Raw genomic sequence first — 15286 nt, 5'->3', positions numbered from 1 at the left:
GGCTATCGGGTCGCGCCCGGCTTCCACTTGATGTCGCTGGCGCCGTTGGCGTTGGCGCGACGGCTCGCCACAAACAGATGGTCCGACAGGCGGTTCAGATATTTGACCGCCTCGATATTCACCGCCTCCCCGCTTTCGACCAGACGCACGGCCTCGCGTTCCGCGCGGCGGCAAACGGTGCGCGCCACATGCAGATGCGCCGACAGCGGGGCGCCGCCGGGCAGGATGAAGCTGTCGAGCGCCTTGAGGCTCTCATTCATCCAGTCGATTTCCTGCTCCAGCCGCGCCACCTGGGTGTCGATGATCCGCAAGGCCTCCCAGGCCGGGGGCGGATCCAGCGGCGTGGCCAGGTCGGCGCCCAGGTCGAACAACTCGTTCTGGATACGGCCAAGCATGGCGTCGATGCGGTCGTTCTGGCCGCTGTTCAGCCGCGCCACACCGATCACGGCGTTCAATTCATCCACTGCGCCATAGGCTTCGACACGGGCGTCACTCTTGGACACCGGCGCGCCCGACGCCAGCCGTGTGCGGCCATCGTCACCGGTCCGGGTATAGATCTTGTTCAGCGTCACCATGATCAGGCCCCCTTCGTCGCCTTCCACATCATGCCGACGACCAGCAGGATCACGGCCAGCGCCTGAAGCCCGACCCTCAGCCGCATCAGCTTGTTGGAATTGGTCCGCGCATAGTCCCCGCCCCGGAACAGGGAATAGAGGCCAAAGCCCAGGGTGACCGTCACGGCGGCGATGGCGACGATGATCAGGATGTCGAAGATCTGCATGCCGTCGTTCTAGACCCGGATCACCGTCACACGCCAGCGGCGCTCCATCAGAGCCTGTGGCGATACGGCGGCGCTTGCGACGGATGGGCGCACCCCCCTTGGAGTCTTGTTGCGAATGATGTTGAGAGGCGCTCGCAAGTATTTGGGGCTAATCCGAACATGACCTTCTCGACCCGCGCACGCCTGCTGGCCGGCGCTTCCTGTGCTTTCGGCCTGACCTCGGGCGCCGCTTTGGCGGAGCCCCTTCAGCCGGTCACGGCCGGACAGGCGACGCAGACGGCCGAGCTGGGCGAGATCGTCGTCACCGCCTCGGGCTTCGAACAGCGGATCAACCAGGCCCCCGCCTCGATCAGCGTCATTCCCCGCGCCGAGATCGAGGAAGTCCGCGCCGTCTCGCTCGCAGAGATCCTGAACAATGTCGAAGGCGTCGATACCGGCGCCGCCGTGGGCAAGTCGGGCGGCCAGACCATCAACATCCGGGGAATGGGCTCGGACTACACCCTTATCCTGATGGACGGCCGCCGCCAGAACACGGCCGGCAGCGTGACCCCCAACGGTTTCGGCGAAACCTCGACCAGCTTCCTGCCCCCCGTCTCGGCCATCGAACGGGTCGAGGTCGTGCGCGGCCCCGTCTCGACCCTCTATGGCTCCGACGCCATGGGCGGCGTGGTCAACATCATCACCCGCAAGATCGGCGATGCCTGGCACGGCTCGGCCAGCGCCCATTACACGATCCAGGGCGATGACGAATTCGGCCCGATCCGCGGGGGCGATGTCTATCTGGCCGGCCCGCTGATCAAGGACCGCGTCGGACTGTCGATCCGCGCCTCGCGTTCGGAACGCGAACAGTCGCGCCTGACATTCGAAAACGTCGCCGGCGCGGAAACCCCCGTCACCGGTTTCGGCCGCAGCGCCACCGCCAACGAAATCTGGTCGGCCGGCGCCCGCCTGGCCTTCAACCTGCACGCCGACCACGACCTGTGGATCGACGCCGACGTCGGCCGCCAGTGGTACGACAACGCCGAGGGCCAGATGGGCACCGCCACCACCGCCGGCGGCTACGACAAGTTCCTGGAGTTCAATCGCGACCAGATCGCCATCGCCCATAACTGGCGCCTGCCGTTCGGCACGCTGGAATCCAACTATTCGATCGCAACGACCGAAACCAATGGCCGAATCATCCCCAATGGCGTGGCCGGCGCCGGCAGCCCGCGCGATCTGGAGAGCGAGAACCGCATCTTCGACACCAAGCTGTTCTCGCAGTGGCGCAACCACACCTTCACCGTCGGCGGCCAGCATTGGGAAGCCGAGATGACGGACGGCGTGGTCTCCGGCACCTTCAACCACACCCAGTGGGCCGTCTTCGCCGAGGACGAATGGCGGTTCACCGATACCCTGGCCCTGACGGTCGGCGCCCGTCACGACGACCACTCGACCTTCGGCTCGCACTTCAGCCCCCGCGCCTATCTGGTCTGGAACCCGACCGATGTCTGGACCGTAAAGGGCGGCGTCAGCCAGGGCTTCAAGACCCCGCGCCTGGAACAGCTGGCCTCGGGCATCAATGGTTTTGGCGCCCAGGGCCGCCTGCCCTTGCTGGGTAGCCCGGGTCTGATGCCGGAAACCTCGACCTCGACCGAGTTCGCCGTTCTGTATGACGATCATGACCGCCTGCGCGCAGGGATCACCGTCTTCCACAACCAGTTCGACGACAAGATCGCCACCGGCGTGCCCATCGCCAACTGCCTGTTCGGCCTGACGCCAGCCCAGTACGCCGCCGGCGGCTACAACACGTCAGGCTGCTTCGACGTGGGCTTCTATACGGCCTATATCTCGACCGTCCCCACCTTCGGCCAGAGCATCAATATCGACGAGGCGGTCACGCAAGGGGTCGAGGCTACGGCGCGTTACCGCTTCAACGACGCCTGGACGCTTCAGGGCAACTACACCTTCACCGACAGCGAGCAGAAGTCGGGCGCCGACATCGGCCAGCCCCTGACCGACACGCCCGAGCATATGGTCAACGCCAACCTGCGCTGGAACGCCACGGACCGGATGAACCTGTGGCTGCGCGGCGAGTATCGCTCGGCCCGCTATCGCGGCGAAGGCGCGGCCCAGACGGCGCTGGGCGACTATGAGGCTTACAGCCTGTTTCATCTCGGCGGCGCCTACCGCATCGACGACAATCTGACGGTCAATGCGGTCGTCTATAACCTTTTCGACAAGGACTTCGTCAGCCTGCTGCCCTACGGCAGCCCGGTCGCCTATGCCCCCGAGTTCGCCAACAATCAGGAGCCACGCCGCCTGTGGATCTCGGTGACCGCCGCCTTCTGATCCTTGAATCTGAAAGCCATCAAGCGGGGGTCGCTTCGGCGACCCCCGTTCTTTTTCTGGTCGAGCTAAGCCATTTGGTCACGATTGCCGGTGCAATCTGTGCGGCATGACCGATCGCGCCGTCCGCAATCTCGAACATCTCAAGGCCTCCGCCTCCACGGCCCGCGTGCTCAACCTGCTGCGCGTGTGGGAAGAGAACGGCGACAGTTCCGCCGACGGCGCCGTGCGCAATCCCGACTGGGCCGCGCGTCCGATCTTCCGCACCCCGGCTCTGAACAGGTCCCTGATCATCAAACACCGGCTGCGTCGCAACGAGACCGACCTGTTCACCGGCCGCCGCCAAGTCGCCACCAAGGTCGTCATCCCCATCGACGACGAGGATCTGAAGACCGGCGGCCGCTATGTCTTCGTCAATCAGATCGGGTTCGAGCGAATGATGATGGAGGCGTTCGGCGTCGCCGCGACCCATCCGGACATCGAGACCCTGCGACTGATCGACAAACTGCCCTCTCTGGATCCCTTCCTGCTGCGCGAACAGCTGCGTCGCGGCGGCCTGGACCCGGCGCCCTGCTATTTCTCGATCAGCGACAGCGATCTTCAGCGGATGCTGGCCTTCGTGCGCAGCGAGATCGAACCCCTGGTCACCCTCAGCCTGGGCGACACCATCGCCGTGGGTTCGGATTCGGCAGGGCGTATGGCCGCCAAGATCCTGTCCAACACGCCCGGCGACCAACTGGAGGCCCTGCGCCTGACCCTGCGCCTGGCGCCGGAGCAGTATCAGGAGGGCGTCTTCTGCTGGAAGGGCTTCCTCTATTACAAATGGACGCTCGCGGCCCTGCTGGGCGAGGTCGCCGCCGTCGCCGAGGCCGTGCGCACCATCAAGCCCGTCGGCAAGACCGATCGCGCCGCCAAGGAATATCTGGCCCGCAGCCGCGACGTTCTGCGCGGCCGCATCATCAAGACCTGCGACGAAGTCAGCCGCACCCTTCGCATCTATGACGACGCCTACGCCAAGCTGACGCAGGAAGGCCGCCCCACCGCCTTCCGCGACTTCCTGCTGGACGCCCCGTCGATGTTCGCCAAGCTGGGCGACCAGCTGGGCGCCGTCCAACACATCGTCAGCTACTGGCGCTTCCGCTTCGGCCCCGGCGCCGCCCCGGTGAACGTCGAAGAGCTGATGGACATCTTCATGGACTTCGAAACCGGCCTTCTGGGCCGCGGCGAAGTCCCCGACGACATCGGCATGATGGCGGCCTGACCAGGCCCGCCCTGCGCGCTATAAGATATGTAGACTCTCCCAATGGTTGCGGCTTAGCTGTCACCATTCACCTAGGGGGAAATCTTGGACATTCAAACGAAGCTCGCCGAACTCCAGAAGCGCACGATGGAGCACCGCGAGGTGCTGCTGACCGAAGAGGCCGCCAAGACGGCTCTGGTCATGCCCTTCATTCAGGCTCTCGGCTACGATGTGTTCAATCCGTCAGAGGTGATTCCGGAGTACACGGCCGACGTCGGCACCAAGAAAGGCGAGAAGGTCGATTACGCCATCTGCGATGGCGGCAAGGTTCGCATCCTGATCGAGTGCAAGCCCAGCAATGTGGCGCTGAACTTGAACCACGCCAGCCAGCTCTTCCGCTATTTCTCGGTCACGGACGCGCGGCTCGCCATCCTGACCAACGGCGTCGTCTATCAATTCTACTCGGATGTCGAAGCCACCAACAAGATGGACGACAAGCCGTTCTTCACCTTCAGCATGGATGCGCTGAAACCGACCGACGGCCGCACGGTGGAGAAGTTCACCAAACTCTCGTTCGACATCGAAAAGATCGTTCAGGAGGCGGGGCTGCTCAAGCTCCAGTCCCTTCTCCGCAAGGAGTTGGAAAAGGAGATGGCCGAACCGTCGGAAGAGTTCGTGCGCATGATGGCCGCCCGCGTCCATGAGGGTCGCGTCACCGCCCAGGTGCGCGAGAACTTCGGCAAGATGGTCGTGGCCACATTCTCCTCGATCATCCGCGACAAGGTCAACGAACGCCTGTCCACCGCCCTGAACGCCACCGGCCCTTCGATGACCGATCAGGAAGAAGCGCCACCCAGCGACCCGGAAATGATCGTGACCACCGAGGACGAGGTTTCCGGCTTCCACATCATCCAGGCCATCGCCTCGAAACTGGTGAAGCCCAAGCGCATCGTCATGCGCGACGCCCAGTCCTACTGCGCGATCCTGCTGGACGACAACAACCGCAAGACCATCGCGCGCCTGCACTTCAACGGCGTCACCAAGAAGCATGTCGGCACCTTCGCGGAGAAGGGCGAAACCCGTCACCTGATCGGCGACCTGACAGACATCTACCAACTGTCAGATCAGATCGAGAAGCGGATCAAGGAGTTGGAAGGCAGCACGCCCGCTTAGCGGCGCATCAGTGCGCGGCGTCCCAGTTCGACGCCGCGCGTGCGTCCACCACCAGCGGCACGGTCAGGGCCACCGCCGGGTCGGATGCGTTTTCCATCACCTGTTTGATGACGACGATGGCGCGATCGGCTTCGGCTTCGGGGGCTTCGAAGACCAGTTCGTCGTGGACCTGCAGCAGCATGCGCGTGGAAAGGCCGGCCTCAGTCAAGGCGGCGGGCATGCGGATCATGGCGCGGCGGATGATGTCGGCGGCGGCGCCCTGGATCGGAGCGTTGATCGCGGCGCGCTCGCCGAACTGGCGTTCGGCCCCCGACTTCGAGTGGATGGCGGGGATGTGGATACGGCGGCCGAAGACGGTGGAGACGAAGCCGGCCTGGCGCACCTCGGCCTTGGTCTTGTCCATGTAGGCGCGGATGCCGGGGAAGCGTTCGAAATAGGTCTTGATATAGGCCCCGGCCTCTCCCTGATCGATGCCCAGTTGGTTGGCCAGGCCGAAGGCCGAAATGCCGTAGACGATGCCGAAATTGATCGCCTTGGCGCGGCGGCGGGTCTCGGACGGCATGCCCTCGACGGGGACGCCGAACATCTCCGAGGCCGTGGCGGCGTGAATGTCCAGCCCGGCCTTGAAGGCGCGCTTCAGCTCGGGAATGTCGCCGATATGGGCCAGCAGGCGCAGTTCGATCTGGCTGTAGTCGGCGCTGATCAGGACGTTGCCGGGCGCGGCGATAAAGGCCTGGCGGATTTCGCGGCCGGTCTCGGTGCGGATCGGGATGTTCTGAAGATTGGGGTCGCTGGACGCCAGACGGCCGGTGGTGGCGGCGGCCAGTTGATAGCTGGTGTGGACGCGGTCAGTCTTGGGGTCGGCGGCGGCGGTCAGGGCGTCGGTGTAGGTGCCCTTCAGCTTGGACAGCTGGCGCCAGTCCAGCAGGACGCGCGGCAGATCGTGGCCCACGCCGGGGTTTTGGGCCAGCTCCTCCAGCACGCTGGCGTCCGTGCCCCATTGACCCGAGGCGGTCTTCTTGCCGCCCGGCAGGTTCAGCTCGCCGAACAGGATTTCGCCGATCTGACGCGGCGAGCCGATGTTGAAGGGCCGTCCGGCGATCTCGTGGGCCTGGGCCTCCAGCTCGGCCATGCGCAGGCCGAACTCGCTGGACAGCCGCTTCAGACGATCGGGATCGATGCGGACGCCGCTCAGCTCCATGTCCGCCAGCACGGTCGGCATGCCGCGTTCCAGCGTCTCATAGACCGTGGACAGTCCCTCGCGCGCCAATCGGGGCTTGAGGATGCGCCAGAGCCGCAGCGTCACGTCCGCATCCTCGGCCGCATATTCCGCCGCTGGTTTCAGGGCGACGTGCTTGAAGGATTTCTGGTTCTTGCCGGTCCCCGCCACCCGCTTGAACGGAATCGGCTCGTGGCCCAGGTGCAGGCGCGACAGCTCGTCCATCCCATGCCCGTGCAGCCCGCCCTCCAAAACGTAGGAGATCAGCATGGTGTCGTCATAGGGCGCGACGCGAATGCCCCGGCGCGCCATGACGGCGATGTCGTATTTGGCGTTCTGCAACACCTTCAGAACCGACGGGTCTTCCAGCAGCGTCTTCAGTTTCGCCAGGGTCGTGGGCTTTTCCAGCTGATGGATCGGCTCGCGCGCCTCTTCCGGTTCACCGAACAGGCCGCCGTCGTTCGCCTGCGGCTCGTGCTCGTGCGTCAGGGGGATGTAGCAGGCCTCGTTCGGCCCCACGGCCAACGACACGCCGCACAGGCCCGCATGGGTCGCCGACAGGGCGTCGGTCTCGGTGTCGAAGCCGACGACGCCGACCTCGGTCGCCCGCGCGATCCAACGGTCCAGCGCTTCTTCGGTCTGGACGCATTCATAGACGGCGAGATCGAAGGTCTGGACCTCGGCCGGGCCTTCCACGACCTGTCCGTAACGCGGCGTGGCGACGGGGGCGTTCAAGTTCGGCGCGCGCTTGGGCGCAAAGGCCGAGACGTCGCTGGGGCCGGCCTTGCCGTCACCGACGCGGCGCTGAAGCGAGCGGAACTCCATCGTCTCCAGAAAGGCCGACAGGATTTCGGGATCGGGATCGCGCACGGCGAAGTCGTCGATCAGCTCGGGCGCCGGCGCATCGCAGGTCAGGCGCACCAGTTCGCGCGACAGACGGATCTGATCGGCGAAGGCGATCAGGGTCTCGCGCCGCTTGGGCTGTTTGATCTCGCCTGCACGGGCCAGAAGTGTGTCCAGATCGCCGTATTCGTCCAGCAGCTGGGCCGCCGTCTTCGGCCCGATGCCGGGGGCTCCGGGCACGTTGTCGACGCTGTCGCCGATCAGGGCCTGCAAATCGACCATCTTCTCGGGCCCGACCCCGAACTTCTCGAACACCTCGGCTTCGGCCAGACGCCGGTCCTTCATCGGATCCCACATCACGACGCCGCCGCCGATCAGCTGCATCAGATCCTTGTCGGACGAGACGATCACCGCCTCGCCGCCCGCATCGCGCGCCTTGCAGGCGTATGTGGCGATCAGGTCGTCGGCCTCGTAGCCCGGCAGTTCCACACAATGCACCCCGAACGCCGCCGTCGCCTCGCGCACCAGCGGAAACTGCGGGATCAGATCCTCGGGCGGCGGCGGACGGTGGGCCTTGTATTGGTCGTACAGGGTGTTGCGGAACGTCTTCTCCGAATGGTCAAAAATCGCAACCAAATGGGTCGGGCCATCCGCCCCCTTCATGTCCTGCAGCAGCTTCCACAACATGTTGCAGTAGCCCTGAACCGCGCCCACTGGCAGGCCGTCGGACTTACGCGTCAGCGGCGGCAGGGCGTGATAGGCGCGGAAAATATAGGCCGAGGCGTCGATCATCCACAGCCGCAACGCGGGGCCGTCCTGCGTCAGGGCCCGATCTTGGGGATGTTCGGTCTCGGTCGTTTCGGGCGCAGCGGTCTCGGTCATGGCCGGAACATAGGGGTCGAAAGCCCCCGCGTCAGCGTCAGAATTCGGTCCAGCTCGATCCGGGATCGCGCTGACCCGGCTGAGCCTGCTGCTGGCCCCAGGCCACCACCATGAAGGCCTTGTGGCTGCGGATGCGATAGGTCCCGATCATCGGCACCACGGCGCCCAGCGGCGCGCCCGTCTTGGCCTCGTAGAGGAAGCCCGAAAACTCGGCGACGCCGACCCGGTCGCGGTGGCTGTAGACCGACAGTTCCGGCAGGGAGACGACGTTCAGCGTCTCATTGATCGGGATCCGCATCTCGGGAATGCCGAACACGCGCCGCATCTGCTCCAGCGACAGGGCGCCCGCGCGGATCTCGAACACCGCATTCGCCTCGTCCTTGTTGCGGGCCAGGCTGAAACCGGCGTCGGAGATGCCGCTGCGAATGGCGCTGACGGCGTAGCGCGTGCCCTCGCCCTGGAAATAGGCGTCATCGACGAAGACCGAGGCGCCGAGCGGCAGCGGCAAGACCAGGCCTTCGACCGCCTTGTCCGACGCCCGCGCCAGAAGAAGCTGCTCCGTCGCCGTGCGGCCCGTATTGCTCTCGGTGGTCGAGGCGCAGGCCGACAGGGTCAGGGCCAACCCCGCCAAGGCCAGCGATAGCCCCGCACGCATCACCATGCTCCGGTATTGGGCATCGAGACCCAGGGCTCGGCCGGCGCCAGCGGCGCGCCTTCCTGCAGCAGTTCGATGGAAATGCCGTCGGGCGAGCGAACGAAGGCCATGTTGCCGTCGCGCGGCGGGCGGTTGATCGTCACCCCGCCGTCCATCAGCGTCTGGCAGGCAGCGTAGATGTCATCGACCTTGTAGGCCAGATGGCCGAAGTTGCGGCCGCCCTGGTACTCTTCCGGGTCCCAGTTGAAGGTCAGCTCGACTTCAGGACAGCGTTCCGCCGCCGATTGCGCCAGGTTCTTGGGCGCGGCGAGGAAGACCAGGGTGAACCGCCCCGCCTCGTTCTCGGTGCGCCGCACCTCCTGTAGACCCAACAGGTCGCAGTAGAAATGCAGCGAGGCGTCGATGTCCTTTACCCGGACCATGGTGTGCAGATAGCGCAAGGCTCGTCTCCGTCCGAACAGCGTGTTAGCGCTCTATAGACCCAGACGCCGTCACACCGCGACTGAACTGAGGTTACGAACTCAGTAGGCCTCGGGCTCAGTGGGCCTCGGGCGCGCGGGCCGCCGGGCTCAGATATTCGTTCTCGTCTTGCGGATGGGCCGACAGGACGAAACGCCGGTCGCAATAGCCGCACTCGATGAAGTCGTCCTCGCCCATGTCCATATAGACCAGCGGGTGACCCAGCGCACCACCGCCACCGTCGCAGGCCACGCGCTTGGTGGAGACCACGATCTCTTCGGGCGGCGGGATGATGGCGTCGGAATGGCGGGGGGGCATGATGCGGTCCGGTGTGGAAGGCTTGCGGGCTTCCTAGGCGGACCGGCCCCGAAGGTCAAACCTCGGTGGGCGCCGCCGGGCGACGGCCCAGAAGACGGTTCAGCATCGCCTTGCGCTTCTTGAACAGGGTCAGACCCAGGCAGGCGGCGCCGACCCACAGGCCGATTTCGCCGATGACCAACAAGGCGGCTCCGGCGATGGCGGCATGCGTCATCTCGATCTGACCGGTCTTGCCCGCCAGCAGCGCCAGTCCCCCGCCGACGTAGCCGATGGCGCAGACGGCCATGGCGACGAAGCCGATCAGGCGGGTGCGGGTCAGGGGCGTCTTGGCTTTTTGAACGGTTGTCATTGGCTGTCTCCATCAAGCTAGGTTGTCTTTATGACAAGCAACCTAGACATCGATTTCTAGTTAGTCAAGCATCATTGACACAAGGACAGGCACACTTGTCGCATCATCGCCGTGGGACAGGTTGGCGAATGCGGCCGCGCGCCCTACCTATGCCGCTCGCCGTCCCGCCCGAGTGAATAGCCGATCATGTCAGAGACCCCCGCCCTGCCCGACAACGCCATTGAGGTACACGGGCTGAAAAAGACCTATGCCGGCTCCAAGAAGGCCGCGCCCAAGACGGCCCTGCGCGGGGTCGATCTGGTCATTCCGCGCGGCTCGGTCTTCGGCCTACTGGGGCCGAACGGCGCCGGCAAGTCCACCCTGATCAACATCCTGGCCGGGGTGGTGAAAAAGTCGGAAGGCTCGGTGAAAATCTGGGGTCGCGACATCGACAAGGAGCCGCGCGACGCCGCCGCCGCCCTGGGCGTCGTGCCGCAGGAGATCGTCGCCGACGTCTTCTTCACCCCGCGCGAGTCGCTGGAGGTCCAGGCCGGCTTTTATGGCGTGCCCAAGAACGAGCGCCGGTCGGACGAACTGCTGGCGGCACTGGGTCTGTCGGACAAGGCCAACGCCTATGTCCGCGCCCTGTCCGGCGGCATGAAGCGTCGCCTGATGGTGGCCAAGGCCCTGGTCCACAATCCGCCGATCCTGATCCTGGACGAACCGACGGCCGGCGTGGACGTCGAACTGCGCCGCCAGCTGTGGGCCTATGTTCGCCAGATCAACGCCGAGGGCGTGACCATCGTCCTGACCACCCACTACCTGGAAGAGGCGCAGGAGCTCTGCGACACCATCGCCATCGTCAACCGGGGCGAGGTCGTGGCCTGCGAACCGACGCCGCAGCTTCTGCGTCGTCTGGACAGCCGCAATGTGGTCGTGACCCCAGAGACGCCGCAGATGACTCCGCCGATCCTTGACGGCTTCCAGGTCACGCCTCGTCCGGGCGGCGCCTTCGCCGTGACCTACAAGAAGGGTCAGTCGTCGGTGGAACAGGTGATCAACGCCGTCCGCGCCGCCGGCGTCACCATCGCCGACATCACCACCGAGGATCCGGACCTGGAGGACGTCTTCCTGGCCCTGACCTATGGGGATGCGTCGCAGGTCGATCCCACCAAGGACTAATCGACTTCGGACAGGAACTCGAAGATCGCCGCCCGGGCCTCCGGCTCGTCCAGCATGGGGGCGTGGCCGATGCCGGGAACCTCGACATAGGCCATGGATGGCGCGGCCTTCTTCATCCGCCCGGCGATGTCGGCGCTCAGCAGGTCCGAGTTGGCGCCGCGCACCAGCAGGGTCGGCCTCTTGCGCGCCAGCCGCCGGAACATGGGCCACAGGTTGGGAACCAGCGCCTTGGCCCCCGCCGCGCGGATCGGCACGGCGATGTCCGGGTCGTAGTCCAGCCCGATCTCCCCATCCGGCTGCTGGCGGAAGACGCGCCGGGCAAAGGCGTCCCAGTCCGCTTCCGAATAGTGCGGAAAGGCGACCGCATTGATCCGCTTCGCATAGGCCGCCGCATCGGCCCACGACCCGATCTCGACCGGCTGACCGCTATAGGCGGCGATGCGCGCCAACCCTTCCGGCGCCACTTCCGGCCCGATGTCGTTCAGGATCGCCGCAACCACCGCCTTGGGCTTCATAGCCGCCAGCGCCATGGTGATCAGTCCGCCCATGGAGGTGCCAAGGAAGATCGCACGGTCGATCCCCGACTGCTCCATCAGGGCCAACACATCCTTCGCATAGACATCGGGCATATAGGTCATGGGGTCGGGCGCACGATCCGACCGGGCGCGCCCGCGCACGTCCACCGCCAGCACCCGCCGCCCGCTCTGGGCCAATAAGGGCGCAATGGCTTCGAAATCGGCGCTGTTGCGGGTCAGGCCGTGGATGGCGATGACCGGCGGACGCGCGACGCCGGGACCGGGCGCATAGTCGCGCGCGAACAGGCTGAGACCATCCGGCGAGGTCCAGCGCCGTTCGACGAATGGATAAGGCGCGTTCATTGGCGATCTCCTCCGATTTTCGATCAGAGTAATTCACCGGGCAAGGAAATGCGACGCCCGGTCTTTAGAGACCCACCACATCGCGCACGAAGGCGTCCAGATCGCCGCCCTCGAACAGGAACCCCGCCACGCCTGCCCGCTCGCCCGCCTGCAGATCGCGCTTCTGGTCGCCGATGATGAAGGATCGCGGCGGGTCCAGATCCTGCTCGGCGATGGCGCGCAGCAACATGCCGGGGTTAGGCTTGCGGTCGGGATGATCGGGATGGCGATAACGCGCCTCGACCGCATCGGGGTGGAAGGGCGCGGCATAGACCGCATCGATGACGGCGCCGTCCTGGGCCAGCCGGGCGACCAGCAAGTCATTGAAGGCGTTCATCTGAGCCTCGCTGAACAGACCCCGCGCCACGCCCGACTGATTGGTGACGATGACGGTGCGATAGCCGCCCTGCTTCATGCGTCGCACAGCCGCCGCCGCGCCGGGGATCAGCTTCAGATGCTCGGGCCGATGCGGATAGCCGCTGTCCTCGATCAGCACGCCGTCCCGATCCAGAAAGGCGGCGGGAATACGGTTCATGCTTCGTATCTCAGGACTTCGGAAAAGGCCGTCATCAGGTGGTACAGGCTGGACGCCGGTACGGCCTGGTCATGCGACCGACCGTCAGCATCATAACTGTCCACCCACAGGCCCGGAACGTCGGTGGCCAGATGGGTCTCGAAGACCTTGGCGATCAGGACCGGGGTGGCGGCGTCGCCAAAACTCAGGCCTGTGCGAATGGCTTCGGTCTGGGCCCACAGCCGACGACCGGCGTCCAGAGGCGCGCCGGACGGGTCGATCTCGCGGATGGTGAAACCATCGCAACGGCCTTGCGCCACCGCGCGGCGATGAAGCCCTTCGGCCACGCCTGCACCTGGGCCGAGATCACCCGCCTGCTTAAAGAGCCAAGCCCATTCTTGCAGATGGCCCGGCTCGATGACGTGACCCTCTTTGGGGTCCACCAGCCAATCGTCGGTGAAATACTCCCGGACCGCCCCGTCGATCAGGAAATGACGCCGACAGAGATCAAGCGAAACCTGGGCCGCCGCCTCGAACGCCGGATCGGGCGCAGTCGCCTGCCAGGCCAGCATGGCCTCCAGCATGTGCATATGCGGGTTCTGGCGGCGCGGCAGGCGCGGCGGCAGGCCCTCCTCCCAACCGCCATGCGGCGACGCCATCTTGAAATTGATCGCCGTCACGGTCTCCAGCGCCAACGGCCACGCACGCGGATCGCCCAGCACCCGATGCGAGGCCGCAAGGGCGAACAGCACAAACGCCATGTCATAGAGATCAGGTGTCTCATCGATCACCGCGCCGGCGTCGTCGGTCGCCGCGACCCAGAGACCGTCGTCCCTGCGAAAGGTCGAGATCATACAGTCTAGCCCCGCCAGGGCCGGGGCTCGTCCCTGCTCCCAACCCAGGGCGGCCGCTTCGCAGAAGACATAGATCTGGCGGGCCTGAACGCGGGTGCGGCGGCGCACGCCCGTGACGGGTCGACCGTCGAAGTGAAGCTGCTCGAAGAAGCGGCCTTGCGCGTCCACGCCCTTGTCGGCCCACAGCGGCAAGGCATGGTCGAACAGCCAGTTCGAGACCCTGATCCGGGCGGCGGCGAGCGTGATCATTGTGTCGGCTTAAGGCGCAACCGGGCGGGCGCCAAGGGTATGAAGCGGTAGCAAAGGGCAACGCGATGTGACGCCGCGCGATTTGGCCCCTGCGCGCGATCTTGCTAGGACGGCCCGACATTCGCGGCCCGTCCTTGTCGAGCCGCCGCCCGATCCCCCGTGGAGAGCGTCCCTCATGATCCCCTTCATCGACCTTCAGGCCCAGCGCCTGCGTCTCGCCGGCAAGATCGAGGCCGCCGTTCAGGAGGCCGTCGTCGGCGGCGCCTGGGTCATGGGCCCGCAGGTCCGCCAGTTCGAATCCGACCTCGCCGCCTTCGGTCAGGCCAAACACGCCCTGGGCTGCGGCAACGGCACGGACGCCCTGATCCTGCCCCTGATCGCCTGGGGCATAAGGACGGGCGACGCGGTCTTCTGCCCCAGCTTCACCTTCACCGCCACGGCCGAGGTCGTGCCTTGGCTGGGCGCCTCGCCCGTGTTCGTGGATGTCGATCCGCGCACCTACAATATGGACCCCGCGCACCTGGAAGCCGCCATCGCGGCGGTCAAGGCCGAGGGTCGCCTGACGCCCAAGGTGGTCATCGCCGTCGATCTGTTCGGCCAACCAGCCGACTATCCCGCCATCCGCGCGATCTGCGACCGCCACGGATTGAAGCTGATCTCGGATTCGGCACAGGGCTTCGGCTGCACCTTGAACGGCGACCACCCGCTGAAATGGGCCGACGTCACCACGACCAGCTTCTTTCCGGCCAAGCCCTTGGGTTGCTATGGCGACGGCGGGGCGGTGCTGACCGACGACGACGACCTGGCGCAGGAGATGGATTCGCTGCGCGTCCACGGCAAGGTCGTCGCCAAGGACCTTCAGGCGGGCGCCGCAGCGTTCGCCCACGACCCCAAATACCTGGCCATGCGCATCGGCATGAACAGCCGCCTGGACACCATCCAGGCCGCCATCCTGATCGAGAAGCTGAACGTCTTCGGACAGGAGATCGAATGGCGCAACCGGATCGCCGCGCGCTACAACGAGAAGCTGGCGCCCCACGTCGCGGCCGTGCCCCATGTGATCGACGGCGGCGTTTCGATCTGGGCCCAATATACGGTCGAGCATGAGGATCGGGACGGTCTGGCGGCCCACCTCAAGGATCAGGGCGTGCCCACCGCCGTCTATTATCCGGTGCCCATGCATCTTCAGCCGGCCTATCAGCGCTTCCCGCGCGGCGAGGGCGGCCTTCCCGTAACCGAACGGCTCAAGGACCGGGTCATCAGCCTGCCGATGCACGCCGATCTGGACGAGGCGACCCAGGACAAGGTCATCGCCGCCGTCTCCAGCTACAAGGGTTGAACCTG

General features: G+C 65.7%; 15 protein-coding genes. 5 read left to right on the top strand and 10 right to left on the bottom strand.

The annotated features are described in order from the left end of the window. Positions 1-2: 2 nt before the first annotated feature. Positions 3-575, bottom strand: a complete 573-nt coding sequence (locus tag EGY25_RS07260) for a cob(I)yrinic acid a,c-diamide adenosyltransferase (protein ID WP_135194354.1) — start codon at positions 573-575, stop codon at positions 3-5. Between the two features lie 2 nt (positions 576-577). Continuing rightward, entirely contained in the window at positions 578-781 is a 204-nt protein-coding gene (locus EGY25_RS07255; RefSeq protein WP_135194353.1) for a twin transmembrane helix small protein, read from the bottom strand. Between the two features lie 159 nt (positions 782-940). Between EGY25_RS07255 and EGY25_RS07250 the strand changes: the two genes are divergently transcribed. The 3 genes from EGY25_RS07250 to EGY25_RS07240 all read left to right on the top strand — a co-directional run bounded on the left by EGY25_RS07250 (position 941) and on the right by EGY25_RS07240 (position 5522). Continuing rightward, complete coding sequence (locus EGY25_RS07250; RefSeq protein WP_135194352.1) at positions 941-3112, top strand: TonB-dependent receptor domain-containing protein; 2172 nt, start codon at positions 941-943, stop codon at positions 3110-3112. A 106-nt stretch (positions 3113-3218) separates the two neighbouring features. Beyond that, positions 3219-4370: a hypothetical protein gene (locus EGY25_RS07245; RefSeq protein WP_135194351.1), complete on the top strand. Its 1152-nt coding sequence runs from the start codon at positions 3219-3221 to the stop codon at positions 4368-4370. An 84-nt stretch (positions 4371-4454) separates the two neighbouring features. After that, positions 4455-5522, top strand: a complete 1068-nt coding sequence (locus EGY25_RS07240; RefSeq protein ID WP_135194350.1) for a type I restriction endonuclease — start codon at positions 4455-4457, stop codon at positions 5520-5522. Between the two features lie 7 nt (positions 5523-5529). Here the strand turns inward: EGY25_RS07240 and polA are convergent, their stop codons facing one another. From polA to EGY25_RS07215, 5 genes are all read right to left on the bottom strand, one after another. Then, positions 5530-8466: a DNA polymerase I gene (gene polA, locus EGY25_RS07235; protein ID WP_135194349.1), complete on the bottom strand. Its 2937-nt coding sequence runs from the start codon at positions 8464-8466 to the stop codon at positions 5530-5532. A gap of 37 nt (positions 8467-8503) precedes the next feature. Further along, on the bottom strand, positions 8504-9121 hold the full coding sequence (locus EGY25_RS07230) for a DUF6655 family protein (protein WP_245159387.1): 618 nt from the start codon (positions 9119-9121) through the stop codon (positions 8504-8506). Further along, on the bottom strand, positions 9121-9561 hold the full coding sequence (locus EGY25_RS07225; RefSeq protein WP_135194347.1) for a VOC family protein: 441 nt from the start codon (positions 9559-9561) through the stop codon (positions 9121-9123). The genes EGY25_RS07230 and EGY25_RS07225 overlap by 1 nt, the downstream gene beginning before the upstream one ends. A 97-nt stretch (positions 9562-9658) precedes the next feature. Then, positions 9659-9898: a zinc-finger domain-containing protein gene (locus tag EGY25_RS07220; protein WP_135194346.1), complete on the bottom strand. Its 240-nt coding sequence runs from the start codon at positions 9896-9898 to the stop codon at positions 9659-9661. Positions 9899-9953: 55 nt separating this feature from the next. After that, the gene (locus EGY25_RS07215; protein ID WP_135194345.1) at positions 9954-10247 is read right to left on the bottom strand and encodes a hypothetical protein; all 294 of its coding nucleotides are present in this window, start codon (positions 10245-10247) and stop codon (positions 9954-9956) included. A gap of 186 nt (positions 10248-10433) precedes the next feature. On the opposite strand from EGY25_RS07215, the gene EGY25_RS07210 reads away from it, so the two are divergent. Further along, the gene (locus EGY25_RS07210; protein ID WP_135194344.1) at positions 10434-11408 is read left to right on the top strand and encodes an ABC transporter ATP-binding protein; all 975 of its coding nucleotides are present in this window, start codon (positions 10434-10436) and stop codon (positions 11406-11408) included. Here EGY25_RS07210 and EGY25_RS07205 read toward each other — a convergent pair. The 3 genes from EGY25_RS07205 to EGY25_RS07195 all read right to left on the bottom strand — a co-directional run bounded on the left by EGY25_RS07205 (position 11405) and on the right by EGY25_RS07195 (position 13942). Next, positions 11405-12286 (bottom strand): alpha/beta fold hydrolase, encoded by an 882-nt coding sequence (locus EGY25_RS07205; RefSeq protein ID WP_135194343.1) that lies wholly within the window; start codon positions 12284-12286, stop codon positions 11405-11407. The two genes, EGY25_RS07210 and EGY25_RS07205, sit on opposite strands and share 4 nt — an antisense overlap. A 64-nt stretch (positions 12287-12350) precedes the next feature. After that, a complete protein-coding gene (locus tag EGY25_RS07200; RefSeq protein ID WP_135194342.1) occupies positions 12351-12860 on the bottom strand; it encodes a D-glycero-alpha-D-manno-heptose-1,7-bisphosphate 7-phosphatase in 510 nt (169 codons plus the stop codon). Then, on the bottom strand, positions 12857-13942 hold the full coding sequence (locus EGY25_RS07195; protein WP_135194341.1) for an AGE family epimerase/isomerase: 1086 nt from the start codon (positions 13940-13942) through the stop codon (positions 12857-12859). The genes EGY25_RS07200 and EGY25_RS07195 overlap by 4 nt, the downstream gene beginning before the upstream one ends. Before the next feature lie 175 nt (positions 13943-14117). On the opposite strand from EGY25_RS07195, the gene EGY25_RS07190 reads away from it, so the two are divergent. Then, positions 14118-15281, top strand: coding sequence for a DegT/DnrJ/EryC1/StrS family aminotransferase (locus tag EGY25_RS07190; protein WP_135194340.1), 1164 nt, complete (start codon positions 14118-14120; stop codon positions 15279-15281). Positions 15282-15286 lie beyond the last annotated feature (5 nt).

This window comes from Brevundimonas intermedia, from assembly GCF_004614235.1.
Taxonomy (GTDB): domain Bacteria; phylum Pseudomonadota; class Alphaproteobacteria; order Caulobacterales; family Caulobacteraceae; genus Brevundimonas; species Brevundimonas intermedia_A.
Note: the sequence above shows the minus strand (reverse complement) of the source record. Positions and strands in the feature narration are given on the sequence as shown.